The organism is Actinoplanes sp. ATCC 53533, assembly GCF_003947245.1.
Genome location: NZ_QHHV01000158.1, coordinates 14,997 through 31,989 on the forward strand (window position 1 = coordinate 14,997; position 16,993 = coordinate 31,989).

The 16,993-nt window shown below is 73.0% G+C and carries 15 protein-coding genes; 11 read left to right on the forward strand and 4 right to left on the reverse strand.

Annotated features, from left to right (window positions below):
* Window positions 1-149: 149 nt before the first annotated feature.
* The 5 genes from DMB66_RS41620 (at window position 150) to DMB66_RS41640 (ending at window position 5,875) form a co-directional block, all read left to right on the forward strand.
* Window positions 150-656: an SUKH-3 domain-containing protein gene (locus DMB66_RS41620; RefSeq protein ID WP_125809637.1), complete on the forward strand. Its 507-nt coding sequence runs from the start codon at window positions 150-152 to the stop codon at window positions 654-656.
* 346 nt (window positions 657-1,002) lie between these two features.
* A complete protein-coding gene (locus DMB66_RS41625; RefSeq protein WP_125809638.1) occupies window positions 1,003-4,377 on the forward strand; it encodes a beta-L-arabinofuranosidase domain-containing protein in 3,375 nt (1,124 codons plus the stop codon).
* 16 nt (window positions 4,378-4,393) lie between these two features.
* A complete protein-coding gene (gene bluB, locus DMB66_RS41630) occupies window positions 4,394-5,029 on the forward strand; it encodes a 5,6-dimethylbenzimidazole synthase (RefSeq protein ID WP_125809639.1) in 636 nt (211 codons plus the stop codon).
* 115 nt (window positions 5,030-5,144) lie between these two features.
* Window positions 5,145-5,600, forward strand: a complete 456-nt coding sequence (locus tag DMB66_RS41635) for a hypothetical protein (RefSeq protein WP_125809640.1) — start codon at window positions 5,145-5,147, stop codon at window positions 5,598-5,600.
* Complete coding sequence (locus DMB66_RS41640) at window positions 5,570-5,875, forward strand: hypothetical protein (RefSeq protein WP_125809641.1); 306 nt, start codon at window positions 5,570-5,572, stop codon at window positions 5,873-5,875. The genes DMB66_RS41635 and DMB66_RS41640 overlap by 31 nt, the downstream gene beginning before the upstream one ends.
* 20 nt (window positions 5,876-5,895) lie before the next feature.
* Here the strand turns inward: DMB66_RS41640 and DMB66_RS41645 are convergent, their stop codons facing one another.
* Complete coding sequence (locus DMB66_RS41645; RefSeq protein ID WP_125809642.1) at window positions 5,896-6,567, reverse strand: hypothetical protein; 672 nt, start codon at window positions 6,565-6,567, stop codon at window positions 5,896-5,898.
* On the reverse strand, window positions 6,545-7,693 hold the full coding sequence (locus tag DMB66_RS63040; protein ID WP_199752930.1) for a GNAT family N-acetyltransferase: 1,149 nt from the start codon (window positions 7,691-7,693) through the stop codon (window positions 6,545-6,547). The genes DMB66_RS41645 and DMB66_RS63040 overlap by 23 nt, the downstream gene beginning before the upstream one ends.
* A gap of 2 nt (window positions 7,694-7,695) precedes the next feature.
* On the opposite strand from DMB66_RS63040, the gene DMB66_RS41655 reads away from it, so the two are divergent.
* Window positions 7,696-8,049: a hypothetical protein gene (locus DMB66_RS41655; protein WP_125809643.1), complete on the forward strand. Its 354-nt coding sequence runs from the start codon at window positions 7,696-7,698 to the stop codon at window positions 8,047-8,049.
* Window positions 8,050-8,054: 5 nt separating this feature from the next.
* Here the strand turns inward: DMB66_RS41655 and DMB66_RS41660 are convergent, their stop codons facing one another.
* Window positions 8,055-9,074 (reverse strand): aldo/keto reductase, encoded by a 1,020-nt coding sequence (locus tag DMB66_RS41660; RefSeq protein ID WP_125809644.1) that lies wholly within the window; start codon window positions 9,072-9,074, stop codon window positions 8,055-8,057.
* A 125-nt stretch (window positions 9,075-9,199) separates the two neighbouring features.
* On the opposite strand from DMB66_RS41660, the gene DMB66_RS41665 reads away from it, so the two are divergent.
* Window positions 9,200-9,787: a TetR/AcrR family transcriptional regulator gene (locus DMB66_RS41665; protein ID WP_125809645.1), complete on the forward strand. Its 588-nt coding sequence runs from the start codon at window positions 9,200-9,202 to the stop codon at window positions 9,785-9,787.
* A 111-nt stretch (window positions 9,788-9,898) separates the two neighbouring features.
* The gene (locus DMB66_RS41670; protein ID WP_125809646.1) at window positions 9,899-10,765 is read left to right on the forward strand and encodes a peptidoglycan-binding protein; all 867 of its coding nucleotides are present in this window, start codon (window positions 9,899-9,901) and stop codon (window positions 10,763-10,765) included.
* 136 nt (window positions 10,766-10,901) lie between these two features.
* On the opposite strand, the gene DMB66_RS41675 is transcribed toward DMB66_RS41670, so the two are convergent.
* Window positions 10,902-11,732, reverse strand: coding sequence for a hypothetical protein (locus DMB66_RS41675; RefSeq protein WP_125809647.1), 831 nt, complete (start codon window positions 11,730-11,732; stop codon window positions 10,902-10,904).
* Window positions 11,733-11,969: 237 nt separating this feature from the next.
* Between DMB66_RS41675 and DMB66_RS41680 the strand changes: the two genes are divergently transcribed.
* The 3 genes from DMB66_RS41680 (at window position 11,970) to DMB66_RS41690 (ending at window position 16,912) form a co-directional block, all read left to right on the forward strand.
* A complete protein-coding gene (locus DMB66_RS41680; protein WP_125809648.1) occupies window positions 11,970-14,963 on the forward strand; it encodes a tetratricopeptide repeat protein in 2,994 nt (997 codons plus the stop codon).
* 97 nt (window positions 14,964-15,060) lie between these two features.
* Window positions 15,061-15,582, forward strand: coding sequence for a sigma-70 family RNA polymerase sigma factor (locus tag DMB66_RS41685; RefSeq protein ID WP_125809649.1), 522 nt, complete (start codon window positions 15,061-15,063; stop codon window positions 15,580-15,582).
* The gene (locus tag DMB66_RS41690) at window positions 15,575-16,912 is read left to right on the forward strand and encodes a hypothetical protein (RefSeq protein WP_125809650.1); all 1,338 of its coding nucleotides are present in this window, start codon (window positions 15,575-15,577) and stop codon (window positions 16,910-16,912) included. Before DMB66_RS41685 ends, DMB66_RS41690 begins: the two co-directional genes overlap by 8 nt.
* Window positions 16,913-16,993: the final 81 nt, after the last annotated feature.

Here is a 16,993-nt window from a genome sequence, read left to right on the forward strand (position 1 = left end):
GCATATGCGCGAGAGTGCGAGGCGGGGGTTCGCGGCGGAACGATGACCACGGTGCACGTCAGTGATACGCCGAAGGGGGATCACGGCTCGCCTGCTACCCCGTGCAGAGCCTGTCGGCGAGTGATGGATGACCTGGGGGTGAACTATTAGTGGCCGGTGAACCCGCGGACTTCAGGTCACGTCTGGATCCCGCAACGGTTTCTGCCCTTCTGTCCGCCGGCTGGCATCCTGGGCGACGTGTTGATGTGTCCGCTGCTGTCCAGGCTTTGGAAGCGCAGGGATACACCAAGAGTTCCGTGATCGTCGATTTTCTGGAGTCGTTCTGTGGCCTGAAGATCGGACCGGCCCGTGAGGACGGTCCGAACTTCAGCAACGGTGAACCCTTCCTCGTTGACCCGGTGGGTGTGGGCAACAGACATCGAGATGAATCCGAGGCGATAGGTGCGGCGATCGGGGGATCGTGGTTTCCGGTCGGCTGGTGGCTCAGCTATTCGCATGTCTTCATGGATCAAGAGGGCGCGCTGTCCGCCTATGCGAACGAACTGATCTGGAGTCTCGGGAGCAACCCGGGTGAGGGCCTGGACCTCATGGTGAGTGCGAATCGTCCGCTGATTTGCGTCTATGCGCCGAAGGGAAGAAGGCCCTGGCCCAGGTGAGGGCTGCCGGTCGAGGCAATGAGGTGGCTGGCTCACGTGGGCAGGCTTCAGGTCGGCGACGAGTCCCGGGTCGACTGACTCGGCCGGATCGCTGATCCCGGCGACAGCCCGCCCTGCTCGGGTGGCGGCGCCTCGCCGCGCCGTGGCAGCATTTGTCTTGTCGCGACCTGTCGCTCCGAAATGTTTCGGCGGGTCCGGCTGAGCCGGATCGCGCACTCTTCCTGCTGGTCAATAGCCGTCCCTCCAAGACGAGCGTTGACACGGGCGGAACCTGCTGACAGCATTCCCGAAAAGGTTTTCGAGGCGCGCAGGCAAGGTGCTGCTTCCGTGGAAGGGACGACCTTCAGTGGCCCGATTCGACGAGGTTCCGTTCAACCGACGTCAACTCCTCCAGGCGTCCGCCCTCACCGCCGGCGCGGTCGCCGGCACCAGCGTGTTCACGGCGCCCGACGCCCAGGCTGCTCCGCTCGCCGCCGCGGCCGTTCCGCTCGCCGCCGCCCTCGGTCCGGGCAGCACCGCCCCGGTCAGGCCGTTCGCGCTGAGCGACGTGCGGTTGGGCAGCGGCCTGCTGCAGGAGAAGCGCGACCGCATGAAGGCCTTCCTGCGTGAGTACGACGAACGCCGCTTCCTCGTGCTGTTCAACAACCAGGCCGGCCGGCCGAACCCGGCGGGTGTCGCGGTGCCGGGCGGCTGGGAGGACGGCGGGCTGCTCAGCGGACACTGGGCCGGCCATCACCTGACCGCGCTCGCGCAGGCGTACGCCGATCAGGGTGAGGCGGTCTACAAGTCCAAGCTCGACTGGATGGTCGCCGAGCTCGCCGCATGCCAGGCCGCGATCACCGCCCGGATGGGCACCGGCGGGCCGGGCGGCGAGGAGCCGCCGGAGCCGCAGATCGACCGGGTGCCGGGCCGCTACGGCAAGGCGCTGCGGTTGAACGGGCCGAGCAAGGCGCAGTATGTGACGCTGCCGCAGGAGGCGATCAACCAGCTCGCCGACTTCACCATCGCGACCTGGGTGAACCTCGGGTCCACGCAGAGCTGGAGCCGGTTGTTCGACTTCGGTCAGAACACCACGGTCAACATGTTCCTGACCCCGCGGGCCGGGGTGACCGGTGACGTGCCCCGCTTCGCCATCACCGTCGGGGGATCCGGCCAGGAGCAGCGGATCAACGGCACCGCCGCGCTGCCGACGAACCAGTGGGTCCATCTGGCCGTCACGCTCGCGCAGACCACCGGGACGCTGTACGTCAACGGCCAGGTGGTCGGCACCAACACGAGCATGACGCTCAACCCGGCCAGCCTGGGCAACCCCGGCAACCGGTGGATCGGGCGGTCGCAGTACGGCGACCCCTTCCTGGACGCGACCGTCGACGAGTTTCACATCTTCGACCGGGCGCTGAGCCGGGCGGAGCTGCTGTCGATGCTGGACTCCCCGGCCGGCGGCACCGGCGGCGGGAGCATCGCCTGGTACCGCTTCGACGAGGACGGCGGCACCACCCTCACCGACGCCTCCGCCAACCATCGCGACGGTGGCATCGTGGCGGCCCGGGAGAGCGGCGCCGACGACTGGGTGCCGACCCATCCCGGCTACCTCGGCGCGATCCCGGAGGACGCGGTGCTGCGCCTGGGCCCGCCGCGCTGGGCCGTCTACGGCGGCAACGCGGACACCAACACCTGGGCGCCGTGGTACACCCAGCACAAGATCATGCGTGGCCTGCTCGACGCCTATTATCACGCCGGGAACACGCAGGCCCGCGATGTCGTCGTCAAGATGGCGGACTGGGCCCACCTCGCGCTGACCCTCGGGGACAAGAACCATCCCGACTACACCGGCCCGCTGACCCGCGACAACCTGAACTATATGTGGGACCTCTACATCGGCGGCGAGTTCGGCGGCGCGAACGAGGTGTTCCCCGAGATCGCCGCGCTCACCGGCGACGCGAAGCACGTGGCGACCGCCAAGTGCTTCGACAACCGGGAGTCGTTGTTCGGCGCCTGCGTCGACAACCGGGACATCCTCGTGGTCACCCCGCAGAACAGGCCCGGCCGGCGCCGCCCGGAACGCCTGCACGCCAACACGCACGTGCCGCAGTTCATCGGCTACCTGCGCGTCTTCGAGCAGACCGGCGACCAGGAATACTTCACGGCCGCCAAGAACTTCTACGGCATGGTCGTCCCGCACCGGGCGTTCGCCAGCGGCGGCGCGGGCGGCAACTATCCGGGCTCGAACAACAATACCGAGCTGTTCCAGAACCGGGACAACATCGCCAACGCGATCGCGCAGGGCGGCGCCGAGACCTGTACGACGTACAACCTCATCAAGCTGGCCCGCAACCTGTTCCTGCACGAGCACGACCCGGCGTACATGGACTACTACGAGCGCGGGTTGCTCAACATGATCGCCGGGTCGCGGGCCGACACCACGACCACGAGCGACCCGCAGGTCACCTACTTCCAGCCGCTGACGCCCGGATCCGCCCGCAGCTACGGCAACACCGGCACCTGCTGCGGCGGCACCGGCCTGGAAAACCACACCAAGTACCAGGAGACGATCTATCTCAAGTCCGCCGACGGCACGACGCTGTGGGTCAACCTGTACGCGGCCTCGACGCTGACCTGGGCCGAGAAGGGCTTCACCGTCACGCAGCAGACGACCTATCCGCGGGCGGACAGCACCAGGCTGACCATCGACGGCACCGGCCGGCTCGACCTCAAGCTGCGGGTGCCGGGCTGGGTGCGGAAGGGCTTCCTCGTCACGGTCAACGGGGTCGCGGAGACCGGGACCGCCGCACCGGGCAGCTATCTGACGCTGAGCCGGAGCTGGCAGCCCGGCGACGTCGTCGAGATCCGGATGCCGTTCAGCCTCCGGATCGAACGGGCGCTGGACCGCCCCGACACCCAGGCGGTCTTCTGGGGCCCGGTGCTCCTGCAGATCGTGGGGAACCCGGGTGGCGGCAACTTCCGCGAGCTGTCCCTCTACCGCCACCTGAAGCGGGACGGCGACTACGCCCGCGCGGCGATCACCCACGAGAGCACCACACCGGCGGGTGACCCGACCTTCACGGCGCAGGGGTTCACGCTGCGGCCGTACCACGTCAGCGACACCCAGCCCGTCTCGTCGTACTTCCGCCGGGTCGAGCCGTCGATCGTGTTCGGTGCCATCGACACCGGGGTGCCGAACCGCAAGCGCAACGACGGCCTGCCGAAGTACGACGTACCCGTGGCGGGCATCCCGTCGCCGGGCACCGACGGACCGACCTTTCTCGACCTGGTGTGGGATCAGGCGCCCTTCGCCAGCCACGGCACGTTCGTCGCCGCCGTGACCGGCACCGCCGAGGCGTTCGTGGCGGCCGGCGTCTTCACCGCGGCGGAGCGGGACCTCGTCGTGTCGCAGGCGGTCCGGGCCGAGCAGGAGCTTGAGACGGCGCCGGCATGGGAGGTGGAGGCCCAGGCCCGAACGCAGTGCGTCGGCGCCAACGTCCACCTGGCGGTCAACGTGCGCAACGCCGGCGAGGTGCCGCTCACCATCGAGTTGCTCACGCCGTACGGATCAAGAACGGTGACCGGCGTCGCCCCGGGCAAGGCCGCCTACCAGTCCTTCAACACCCGCAAGGCGGCGGTGCCGGCCGGCACGGTGACCGTCAAGGTCACCGGTACGGCCGCCGGAGCGCCGGTGACCACGCAGCTCGAGGCACCGTACGGGACGGGCAGTTGCGGCTGACCCCGTAGGGTGGCCCATGATCAGTGAGTTGTACGACGTCATCCACCGCCGTCGGGACGTGCGCGGGCAGTTCACCGGCGCGCCCGTCCCGGCGGAGGTGCTCGACCGGATCCTGGCCGCCGCCCATGCCGCACCCAGCGTCGGCTTGTCGCAGCCCTGGGACTTCATCCTGGTCGGCGACCGGGAGTTGCGGGAGGGGTTCCACCGCCACGTGCAGCAGGAACGGGACGTGTTCGCGGCGGGCCTGACCGGGCAAGCGGCGGACCGCTTCGCCCGCATCAAGATCGACGGCGTGCTGGAGTCCAGCATGTCGATCGTCGTCACCTACGACGCCGACCGGGGCAGCCCGTCGGTGCTGGGCCGGCACGCCATCGCCGATGCCGGGCTCTACTCGGTCTGCCTGGCGATCCAGAACCTCTGGCTGGCCGCCACCGCCGAAGAGCTCGGCGTGGGCTGGGTGTCGTTCTACCGGGAGGAGTTCCTGCGGCAGTTGCTGCATATCCCGGAGCACATCCGGCCGGTCGCCTGGCTCTGCCTGGGCCCGGTGACCCACCTGGAGAAGACGCCCGACCTGGAACGGCACGGCTGGCGGCAGCGCCGGCACGTGCGGGCGGCGGTGCACCACGACCGGTGGCGGGCCGACCGCCCGTGACCACGCCCGGCTCAGCCGGCCTGCTCAGCCGGCTGGGCCGGGCCGACTACGCTGATCGAGATCCGGACCACGGTGGCCGGGCACCGATCGGCCGAAGTCGCGTGGAGGACCGGGCATGGAGCACGACGACGTCGAGGCGGTGCTGCTGCGCCATCCGCTGGTGCGTGGATGCGCCGTCGTGAATGTCCCCGCCGGACACTCCGGCGACATCCTGGTGGCCTACGTAGAGACCGACGATGCCACGCCCGAGCAGATCCGGAGCTTCCTGGCCGAGGCGCGGCTGCCGGCTGAGTCGGTCCCGCGCGCCGTGGTGCCGATGCGGGCGTTGCCCCGGTCCGACTCCGGCGCGGTGGACCGTGCCGCGCTGCCGCTGCCGCCCCTATCCGCTACGGCGGTCGGCAAGCACGGCCGTGCGGCGGCCGGCCCGGCCGGGCGCGCGGTGGCCGCGTTCTTTCTGGTCGTGGCCGCCGCCGCTGCCGCCCTGCTGCTCACCGACCACCTGTGGCCAGGCTCGACCGACGTGGCAGCGGTGCCCTCGCCGTGGGCGGGCTGTTCCGGGTCCTCTACGTGATCGAGTGCCTGTCGTTCGGGACCGGCGTCGCGTTCCTGTTCCTCGGCCGGGCGCCGCTGGCCCGGCTCGGGCGCCCGGCCGGGCGGACCGCGCTCGCGCACCTGGCGATCGGGTGGCTGCTGGTGGCGTGGTGGCCGCAGGACAACCTCTACCGGCTGGCCGCCAAGGCCGACTGGCCCCGCCAGGCGGCGCTCGTCTACGGCTTCAACGTCACGCTGATGCTGGCCGCGGCGGCGCTGGCGGCGTTCGCGGTCGGCGGTCGCCGGGCGGACTGAGCGCTTGGTCGCGGAACAAGTCACCGAGGGCCGCGTTGGCCTGCCGCACGGCGGTCGCCGGACGGACTGAGCGCGAGGTCGCGGAACAGGTCACCGAGGGCCGCGTTGGCCTGCCGCACGGCGGTCTCGGCCGCGGCCGCGACCGAGGCTGTCCGGGCGGCGATGGCCACCCCGAGATAGGGCGCGGCGTCGAACGCGGCCGTCGGGATGGTGACCAGCAGCGTGGCGCCGAGGCTCCGGCACCGCAGGGCGAGGTCGGCGACGTGCTCCCGCAGCGCGGCCGGGGGCAGGCGAGCGCCCAGCGGCAGCTGGTCCGCGGTCCGCACGATGTGCCGGCCGCCCCGCAGGCGGTCGAGGGCGGCCTGCACATGGAACGCGACGGCCGGCCCGGTGAGGCGAAGGTTGATCTCGGTCGGCGCCAGCCGGCCCGACGCGGTGGCCACGAAGTCGACGTCGAACCATCCGCGGTAGCCGTCCGCGGCCAGCGCGCGGCCCACGGCGGTGCCGAACCCGGCCGCGGCGCGGGCAAGCATGTCGGGCAGCACGCCGGGGCCGACGGTGACGCCGCGGTAGGCGGTCCCGTCGACGTGCATGAGCCCGGCGCCCACCGGATGCACCCAGCCGTCGGCGCCGACGACGGCATCGAAGGTGATGTCGCGGTGGACCTCGTCACCCTCGACGTATTCCTCCACCAGCGCCCCGTCGCGGGCCCAGCGCCGCAGCAGCGGGCGCAGCCCCGGGGTGTCCCCGGAGACGATCAGGGTCGCCGGCCCCGCCGACGCCGTACTCGCGTTTGAGCACCACCCGGCGTCCGTCGGCCAGTTCCCGCGCCAGCGCCCGGGGTGAGCCCAGCGGCCGCTGGGCGGGCACGGCGATCCGTGGATGCTCGCCGGCCAGCGCACGGAAGAGCGTGTGCGCGTGGCGCTTGGACTCGTAGCGCCGCACGGCCCGCAGCGCGTCGCGCGGGCCCGGCGCGATCGCCGCGAAATCCGCTGTCCACCCCCACGGCAGCACCCGGGCATGCTCGGCGGTCACGCGGCGCAGCAGCTCCGGCCGGGCGCCGACCGCGGCGCACACCCGGGCGTCGCCGGCAAGCCCGCTGTGCACTCGCACGCCTGCCCAGCCGAGCACGGCGCCCACATGCTCGATCCACCAGCCCTCGACGGGCATCGGAAGCAGGACCAGCGCCGGGCGGGCGGCGCAGAACGCGGCCAGGCACGAATAGTGGTCGGGGCCGCGGACATCCTGGCCGAACTGGCCGTTGAACTCGGCGGCGTTGCCGACGATGACCGGTGGGGTGCCGCCGTCCCAGGCCGCCGACCACGACGGCTCGCGGGCCGGGGGCCAGGCCAGCAGCGGGACCAGCGCATCCTCGGCAGCCGGTCCGGCGGCGGGCGGCCCGGTCAGGGGCGCCGGCTCGGCGTGCACGGCCCGGTAGAACGGCACCGCGTGCGGGTCGGCGTCGATGGCGAGGCGGCGGAACCCGAGCCGGCCGGCCTCGGCCAGGACGTGCCGGTACAGGGCCCGGCCCACGCCCTGGCGCATCGCGTCCGGCTCGACGAAGAGCAGTCCGAGCTCGCCGTCCGGTGGGTCGCCGTCCAGGGTGGCGACACCGAGCGGTCTCCCGCGCCGCTCGGCGACCACGGTGCGCCGCCGGATGACGTCGCCGGGGCGGATCCGCAGCTGCTCCCGGCAGGCGTCCAGAAACGCCTCGTCGTATCCCCACGCGGCCTTGGACCGCATGACCAACGCGCTGAGCCGCTCGGCCTCGCCCGGCCGGGCCGGCCGGAGCCGCACCCCGTCTGCCGGCCCGTGCACCAGTGCGGTACTCCCATCCGGACTCGGGTCGCGGCCGCGCCCGACCCCACGATACCGGCGGGCTCGGCCGCTACGGCGTCAGGTGTGGCAGACAACGGCGACATCCTGGTCCTTGGCACGGAGGCCCCCTGACCGTCGCCGCCGTCGAGGCGATCCACACAGGCGACGCCGGGGCCCTGCGCCGGCTGCTGGCCGAGCAGCCGCGCCTGGCCACCGCCCGGCTGGGCGACTGCGGCGGCCGCCCCGACGGCGGAATGTCCCGCACCCTGCTGCACGTGGTCACCGACTGGCCGGGGCACTACCCGAACGGGGTAGCCACGGTCGCGGACCAGGTGCACAACCCCGACGCCTGGTAGCGCGATCAGCGGCGCCGCCGCGCCGGGTCGAGCAGGGCGGGCGGCGTGTCGAACTTCTCGTGCGCGGCGAGGTCGACGCCCGGAGCGACGATCGCGTCGATCGCGTCGAGCACGTCGGCGGAGAGCACGGTGTCCGCGGCCGCGAGCTGAGCGCGCAGGTGGTCCGTCGTGCGGGGGCCGATGATCGCGCTGGTCACGGCGGGGTGCGCGGTGACGAATCCGAGCGCGAGCTGGATCAGGGTCAGGCCGGCCTCGTCGGCGACCCTGACCAGCCGCTCGACGGCATCGAGCCGGGCCCGGTTGGCGGGGACGGCGGTGTCGAAGCGCTGCGGCATGATCGCCGAGCGGCTGGTGGTGATCTCCCGGCCCGCGCGGATCGCGCCCGACAGCCAGCCCGAGGCCAGCGGGCTCCACGCCAGCACGCCGAGCCCGTACTGCTCGGTCACGGGCAGGACGTGGGTCTCGATGCCGCGCTGCAGGATCGAATAGCTGGGCTGCTCGGTGACGTACCGGCCCAGGTGATTCTCCCGGGCGGCCCACTCGGCCTGCACGATGCGGTAGGCGGGGAAGGTCGAGGAGCCGAAGTAGCGGATCTTCCCCGCCCGCCGCAGGTCGGTTAGGGCCGACAGCGTCTCCTCGTCGCTGGTGGCCGGGTCCCACCGGTGGACCTGGTAGAGATCGACGTGGTCGACGCCGAGCCGGCGCAGGCTGTTGTCCAGCTCGGTGACCAGCCAGCGGCGCGAGCTGCCCCGATGGTTGCGCTCGTCGCCCATGGGCATGGCCGCCTTGGTGGCCAGCACGATGTCGTCGCGGCGGCCGGCGATGGCCTTGCCGACCATCTCCTCGGACTGGCCGTCGCTGTACATGTCGGCGGTGTCGATGAGGTTGATCCCGGCGTCGAGCGCCGCGTCGACGATCGCGGTGGCCTCCTCCTGGGTGGTGCTGCCGATCTTCCCGAAGTTCATCGCGCCGAGCACGAGCGTGCTGACCTGCACACCGGTGCGGCCCAAGGTGCGGTACTGCATGATTTTCCTCCCACGTGGCTTGGTCCGGCCCGCCGGCTCTGTCATGCTGAACAAGCGGAGCCCCCGTGTTCCGTTAACCAATATACGGAACATGGTTCCGTTTGCCAAGTGGAGGTGGCGGCGCAGTGGCGGACAACGCCAGCGGATCGGGGCCGGCGGTCCCGCGGAAGCGCGCCGACGCCCGGCGCAACGAGCAGACCCTGCTGGACGCGGCGGCTGCGGCCTTCCTCGCGTCCGGCGTCGAGGTGCCCGTGCGCGACATCGCCGCGCGGGCCGGCGTCGGCGTCGGCACGATCTACCGCCACTTCCCGACGCGGGCCGATCTGATCGTCGCCGTCTATCGCCACCAGGTCGAGACGTGCGCCGAGGCGGGCCCGGCGCTGCTGGCGACCAGCGCCACGCCACACGCCGCCCTGGCGCGCTGGATCCACCTCTTCGTCGACTTCCTGGTCACCAAGCACGGCCTCGCCGGGGCGTTGCAGTCCGACGATGCCGCCTTCGGGAGCCTGCACGCCTACTTCCTCGACCGCCTGGTCCCGGTGTGCGCCCAGTTGCTCGCCGCCGCCGCCGAGGCCGGCGAGATCGTCCCCGACCTGGCCGCCTACGACCTGCTGCGCGGCGTCGGCAATCTCTGCATCGGCGTGGAGAACGACACCCGCTACCACGCGCGCCGCATGGTCGACCTGGTCATCGCCGGCCTGCGCCGGCACTGAGGCAGCGCCGCCGCAGGGAGAAATTGGTGGCCCTTTCGGCACCTACCCCGCCGCGCCGCGCTCTGGTTTGGTGATCCGAGCGCAGCCTCTCCGTACAGAATGGACTCGACAATGAATTCTCGCGCCCTGCAAACCGGCCGGTCCAGGCGATGGCTGCTCTCCCGGGGCACGGCCGTCGCGGTGGCGGCGATCGGCGCGAACGCACTGCTGGCCGAGCGGGCCACGGCGCTCCCGGCCGTGGACATGGAGATGGTCCTGCTCGCCGCCCAGGTCGACCCGCCCAAGGCCGACACCGGGCTCACCCCGGGAGCGTCCGCCCACGTGCTGGAGGTGGAGCGCGCCCTGAACGCGAAGGGCCTGCTCGCGTCCAGCGCGGTCGACGGGCACTACGGGACCTCGACGGTCAGCGCCTACGCCGCCTGGCAGCGATCCCTCGGGTATTCGGGCCTCGACGCGAACGGCTACCCGGGACCCACCTCACTGACCAGCCTCGGCAGCGGCCGGTTCACGGTGACCAGGCCGGTGTCCACCGGCTCGCGGAGCAGCAGCTATGGCGGCGCGCGGGTCAACGCGCGCACCCGCGACATGCTCGCGGCGGCCGACGGCATGCTGTCCTGGAGCCTGGCGCTCGACCAGGGCTCCTACAGCACGACGGACCCGACGTCGGCCGGCACCCACGACGGCGGCGGCGTGGTCGACATCACGGCGACGAACCTGACCACGACCCAGCGTTGGGAGACGGTGCGGGCGCTGCGCACGGTCGGCTTCGCCGCCTGGCTGCGCACCCCGTCCCAGGGATCGTGGCCGTACCACATCCACGCCGCCGCGGTCTCGGACACCGACCTGGCGACGCCCGCCGCCAACCAGATCCACGACTACTACTTCGGCAAGAACGGGCTGGCCAACCACGCCGCCGACGACACACCGACGGCCTACCGGACGGCGTTCACCTGGTGGGAGAAATACAGCCGGGGCTGACCCATCCCGTACGCGTCATCCGGGCCGACAACCGCACGAGATCGTCCCGGACCCACCGCGCGACCACGTGCCCGGCCCGGCCGCAGGGCGACCTGCGGCCGGGCCGGGCATGCCCGCCAGTTCGCGGGTGTTCCGATCAGGACAGTGCGGTGGGCTCGCCGTAGAGGAAGTCGTCCATGACGACCACGTCACGCGCCGAGGTGTCGGTGTTGGTGCTGCTCAGCCACGCGTTTCCGGTGGTGATGCGCACCTCGTAGACGTCCGCGCTGGTCTTCACGCCCAGGAAGGACAGGCTCTTGGACGCGGTCGGACCCTTGGGCACGGCCTGCCACCAGAGGCGGGTGCCCCACTGGTCGTACAGCTCGATCTTGGTGGTGTTCGCCTTGTCGACGTCGGTGAAGACGGCGCCGAAGCCCTTCACCGTGGCCGGCGTGGTCGTGCCGGGGCTGAAGAACTTGATGCTCATCTGGTTGGTGCCCAGCGGGGTGAACAGCCGCTGCGGGCTGAACGTGCCGAAGATGTTCGGGTACTGGGCGTTGAGGTTGCCGAAGCGCACGGGCGTGAGCGTCGGGTTGTCGGAGTCGGCGCTCACCTGGAACTTGCTGCCCGCGCCGGAGGAGAATACGGCGCCGCGGGGCACGGTCGTGTTGAAGAAGTCGCGCGGCAGCTGGTTCGGCGCCGACTGGGCGTCCGGCGTGCCGTCCCAGTTGATCTCGCGGCGCCCCGCCGGCTGGCTGCCCGGCGTACTGCCGTTGTTGGGATCGCCCAGCAGGGTGCGGTAGAGGTCGACGGTCGGCTGCAGACCCGCCGCGTCGGCGGCGGCGCCCTCGACCTTGGTGAACGTCTCGGCGGCGGCAGCCTTGCCGGCCGCCGCCGGGTTCGCCGTGAGCGGCAGCAGCGCCGCCGGCACGACGGCCACGGAGACGGCGAGCTGGAGCAGGCGCCGGCGGAACGGGTTGGTGCGCATCGGTGGGTACTCCCTCGGTGGTGGTGGGCCCGGGCATCCGGGCGCCGTGAACGAATCGATGCTGCGGTGCGGCTGCGGGGGGCGACGCGGGGTGGTGTGCGGGGAGACGCGAGGGGACGCAGGTCACGGGCCGGGTAACCGACAATCGCCTTGACCGTTTCGGTGGGAGGTTCGACTCTGGAGCGCGGCTCGCCGTTCGCGGTGAGCCGCCCTGTCCCCGGCGCCGGAGCCGTGCAGATGACCGTCGGAACAGCCGTAACACCACCGCACACCGCCGTCGCGCCGTCCGCGGCCGGCGCACCGCTGACCCGCTTCGTCGGGCGCGAGGCCGAGATCGCCGCCCTGCTGGCCGCCGCGCGCCGGACCCGGCTGCTGAGCCTGGTCGGCCCGGGCGGAAGCGGCAAGACCCGGCTGGCGCACGTGGTCCGCGACCGGCTCGCCGCGACCGGCGGGCAGCCCACCTGGTGGGTGTCGCTCGCCCAGCTCGACCGGCCGGCCCTGCTGCTGTCCGCGCTGGCCGACGCGGTGCGGGCGGTCGAGGTGCCCGGCCAGTCCCTGCTGGAGGTGATCGTCGGGCAGCTGCGCGAGCGGGACGGCCTGCTCGTGCTGGACAACTGCGAGCACCTCGTCGCGGAGTGCGCGGCCCTGGCGGGCGAGCTGCTGCGGGCCTGCCCGGCGCTGCGGATCCTCACGACCAGCCGGGAGCCGCTGGCCGCGGCGGGGGAGACCACGTGGTGGCTGGAGGGTCTGTCCGTACCGGATGATCTGCCCGCGCCGCGGGCCGCCGACCTCGCCGGCAGCCAGGCGGTGCGGCTGTTCACCGACCGGGCCCGGCTGGTGCTGCCCGGCTTCGCGGTGACCGACGCCAACGCCGCCGACCTCGCCCGGCTCTGCCGCCGGCTGGACGGCATGCCGCTCGCGCTGGAGCTCGCCGCCGCGCGGTTACGGGTCCTGCCGCTGCCGCGGATCGTCGGGTGGCTCGACGACGCGGTGTCGCTGCTGGTGACCACCGGCCGCGACGTCCCGGCGCGGCAGGCCACGCTGCGGGCCACCCTCGACTGGAGCTACGACCTGCTGCCCGCCGCCGAGCGTGACCTGTTCGCGCGGCTGTCGGTCTTTCGCGGCGGGTTCACCCTCGCCGCCGCGGCGGCCGTGGCCGGCGACGACGCCGGCGTCCTGGACACCCTGGAGCTGCTCGGCCGGCTCGTCGACAAGTCGCTCGTGCAGGCCCGCACGGACGGGGAAGAGGAGCGCTACCGGCTGCTCGAGGTCGTGCGCCAGTATGCCGCGGAGCATCTCGGCGACCGGGCCGGCACCACCGCCATCCGGCACGCCTGCTTCATGCTGGAGCTCGCGGAACGCGCCGAGCACGGCCTCGCCGGCGGCGACCTGCGGCTGTGGCTGGACGGGCTGCACCGGGACCGCAACAACATCCGGGCCGCGCTGAGCTGGTCCCGTCATCACAACCCGGGCCTCGGGGCGCGCCTGGCCGGGGCGCTGGGCCGGTACTGGCGGCTCAGCGGGCAATATGCGGAGGGGAGGCAATGGCTGGCGGCCTCCGTCGCCGCGACGGACGGCACCACCGGCCCGGCGGCGCGAGCCAAGGCCCTCACGGCGCTGGGCACGCTGGAGTTCCTGCAGTGCGAATACGACCAGGCCGTGGCGCGCCTGTCGCAGGCCCACCGGCTCTACACCCGGATCGGCGACGATCGCGGCACCGCCGCCGCGCTGCAGAGCCTCGCCAGCATCGCCCGTGAGCAGGGCCGGTATGCGGAGGCCCGGCAACACCACCGGGAGGTGCTCGCCGTCGGGCGCCGCCGCGGCGACCCGGCCGCGGAAGCGCGGGCGATCAAGTCGATGGGGTTCACCGCCTGGCTGGAGGGCGACCACCTCGCGGCGATCGAGTCGTCCACCGACGCGGTGCGTCGCTTCCGGGAGCTCGGCGACGACGAGGGTCTGGCGGGCGCCCTCGTGGACCTCGCCGCCGCGACCTTTCGCCGGGGCGACCCCGACGGGGCGATTCCGCTGCTGCGGCAGAGCCTGGCCATCGCCGACCGGCTCGGCCTGCGCGAGGCGACCGCCTGGGCGCAGGAACAACTCGGGCTCATCGCGGCGGCCCGCGGCGAGCGGGCGGAGGCGGTGCGGCTGCTGCGCCACAGCCTCGGCGTGCACCACGAGCTGGGTGACCGATGGCGTACGGCGTGCGTGCTGGACGCGCTCGCGGGCCAGCAGGACGACCCGGCCGGCAGCGCCCGGCTGCTGGCGGCGGCGGCGCGGCTGCGCGAGATGATCGGCACCCCGGTCCCGCCGTGCGACCTCGCCGATCACGAGCAGCGGTCGCGGGCGGTGCACGCCGCGCTGAGCCCGGCCCAGGTGGAGCGCGCGAGCATGGAAGGGCGCGCCCTGTCGGTGGAACAAGCCGTCGCGGCCGTGCTCGGCGGGGAACCGGCCGTGCTCGGCGGGGAACCGGCCGCGCTCGCCGAGGCCGCGCCCGCGGCCGAGTTCGTCGCCCGCGCGCTGGGCCGCGGCCTGGTCGCGGTGTCGGGCCGGGAGCTCACCCCGGAGGACTGGACCTACGCCAAACCGCGCGAGCTGCTGTTCTACCTGCTGACCAGGCCCGGCAGCCGGAAATCCGAGATCGGGCTGGCGTTGTGGCCGGAGGCCTCCGGCACTGAGCTGCGCAACAGCTTCCACACCTGCCTGCGGTTCCTGCGCCGCGCGCTGGGCGACGCGGCGCGGGTGCGATACGCCGGCGGCACCTACCGGGTCGAGCCAGTGCTGCCCCTGCGGTATGACGTCGAGGACTTCCGGACGGCCGCCGCGGCGGCCCGCGGTCACGACGGCACCCCGGCGGCGATCGGCGCGCTGACCGAAGCCGCGGCGCGCTACCCCGGCGACTTCCTGGGCGACGTGCCGGTCGGTGCGTGGGCCGAGCCGCACCGCGAGGAGCTGCGGCGCGAATACGAGCACGTGCTCCGTACGCTTGGCGGTCTGCTGGCCAAGGGCCGCCGCTTCGCCGAGGCCGCCGAGGTCTTCGCCCGTCTGGTGGCGCACGATCCGCTGCTGGAGGCGGCGCACCGGGGGCTGATGCGGTGCCACGCCGCGCTGGGCGACCGGGGGCGTGCGCTGCGCCAGTACGAGCACCTCGTCGGCCTCCTGGAGGAGCAACTGGGCGTGCCACCGTCGCCGGAGACCGCGGAGCTCCACGCCAGGCTGTTCCCTCGCCGCTGAGCCCGTCCGCCGTACCGTCGAGAAAATCGCCTGCGGGACGCAACCGCGCGGCCGCGCCGTTGGTCCTTTCCCAAACGACCGTCGACCGGGGAGAACTGTGGAAGCCGAGGACTCAGTGCGCCAGGCGTACGAGGTCTACTACCGGCGGCTGGTGGGGCAGGTGTTCGGCCTGATCGGTGACCTGGCCGAGGCGGAGGACGCGGTGCAGGAGGCGTTCGCGCGGGTGCTGGCCGCGCCGGCATCCTTCCTCGACGCCGACGACTCCGAGCGGTGGCTGCGCGTGGTGGCCCTCAACGTCGCCCGCACCCGCTACCGCCGCCGGTGGCTCTTCGACCGGCTCGTCCGCGCGGGCCGGGTCGAGGCGGCCCCGCCGGCCGTGCCGGGGCTGTCCGCCGACCGGGTGGCACTGCTGGCCGCGCTGCGCCGGCTGGCGCCGGCGACCCGCGAGGCGGTCGTGCTGCACCACCTGGCCGACCTGCCCGTCGGCGAGATCGCCGCCACGCTCGGCGTGCCGGTGGGCACGGTCAAGGCGCGGCTGGCCCGCGGCCGGGCCGCGCTCGCCCGCTTCCTCGCCGACGACGACCCCGCCCCGCTGCCCGAGGAGGCACGTCATGCGTGAATCGCAGTTCGAGGAGCCACGCATGCGTGCACCGCAGTTCGAGGAACTGCGCGCCTACGCCGACGACGCGGTCCGGCAGCCCGGCTTCGCCGACATCCGGCGGCGCGCGCGCCGGGTGCGCCGGCGCCGCACCGCCGCGTCGAGCGCCGCGGCGGCGGTCGCGGTGCTGGTCGTGACCGGCCTGGGGTACGTGGCCACGACCGGGTCGCGCGGCGGCTCGCCGGTCGCCGTCCCGACGCCGGCCACCAGCGCCGCCGACACCGGCTGGCCGCGGGTGACCAGCGTCGCGGCCACGGGAAGCAAAGACCTGTACGCGGTGGTGGAACGCTGCCGGGAGTGCGGCCCGCAGCTGTACGCCTCGCCGGACGCCGGCGCCACCTGGCAGCGGCGCCCGGTGCCGCCCGCGCCGGACACGTCGGACACTTCGGGCGACGTGCGAACCGCCCTGATCGTCGAGCTGGGCAACGGCATCCTCGCTTGGAAGGAAAGACGCTCGATCAAGCTGGAGGACTTGCGGACCTCGCCGTCGGGGACGACGGATGGTGGCCGGGGCCCGTCGGCGAATCAGGGGCTCTGGATCACGGTCGACGGCGGGCGGACGTGGCGCCGGGCCGCGATCGACCCGGAACCGGTGGCCGCTGTCCTGCCGGGGACCCGGCCGGTCGACTGCGGGCTGCTCGGGCCGGCGTCACCGTGCCGGATCTACGCGGTGAACCCGGTCAGCGGCCGGTTCGCGCCGCTGGCCGACCAGCCGCCCGGGATCACTGTCGAATCCGGGTGGGCGGGCCAGACGAGCGTGCCGCTCAGCGCCGGGTTGTGGGTGCCCGGCCTGGACCCGGCCACCCGCAAGCCGGCCGTGGCGGCAAGCTCCGACGGCGGCCGGACCTGGCGTACGCGCGTGTTCACCGACGGCGTAGCGGCCGAGGCGCACGACGGGATGATCGCGACGATGTACCTGCCGACGGTGGCGGCCGGCCCGAACGGGACGGCGTACGTGCTGACCTACCGCGCGGACCTCCGCAAGGACACCCACCGCACCACCGACGGCGGCGCGTCCTGGGTATCCGGCGACTCGGTGCCCGAGGTCCCGGACGCGGGCTTCGTCACCGCCGACGGCGGGCACGTCGTCAACACCGGCCAGGGATTCCTCGCCGACCGTGACGGTGGTGGCGGCTATGCCGCGGTCACCCTGCCCGGGTTCCCGGCCGAGCTGCGGCGGCAGGTCCCGATCGTGTCGCATCCGGCGGCCGGTCGCTACCTGCTGGCCCTGTCGCCGGGCCTGCTGCTCTCCGACGACGGCTGGAAATGGCGGCGGGTGGACACGCCGTAAGGCACACGCTGTAAGGCACACACCTCGTCCTTGACCAACGGACCGGCTTCTCGCCGCGCCCGGGCGCAAGCGTGCGCGCGA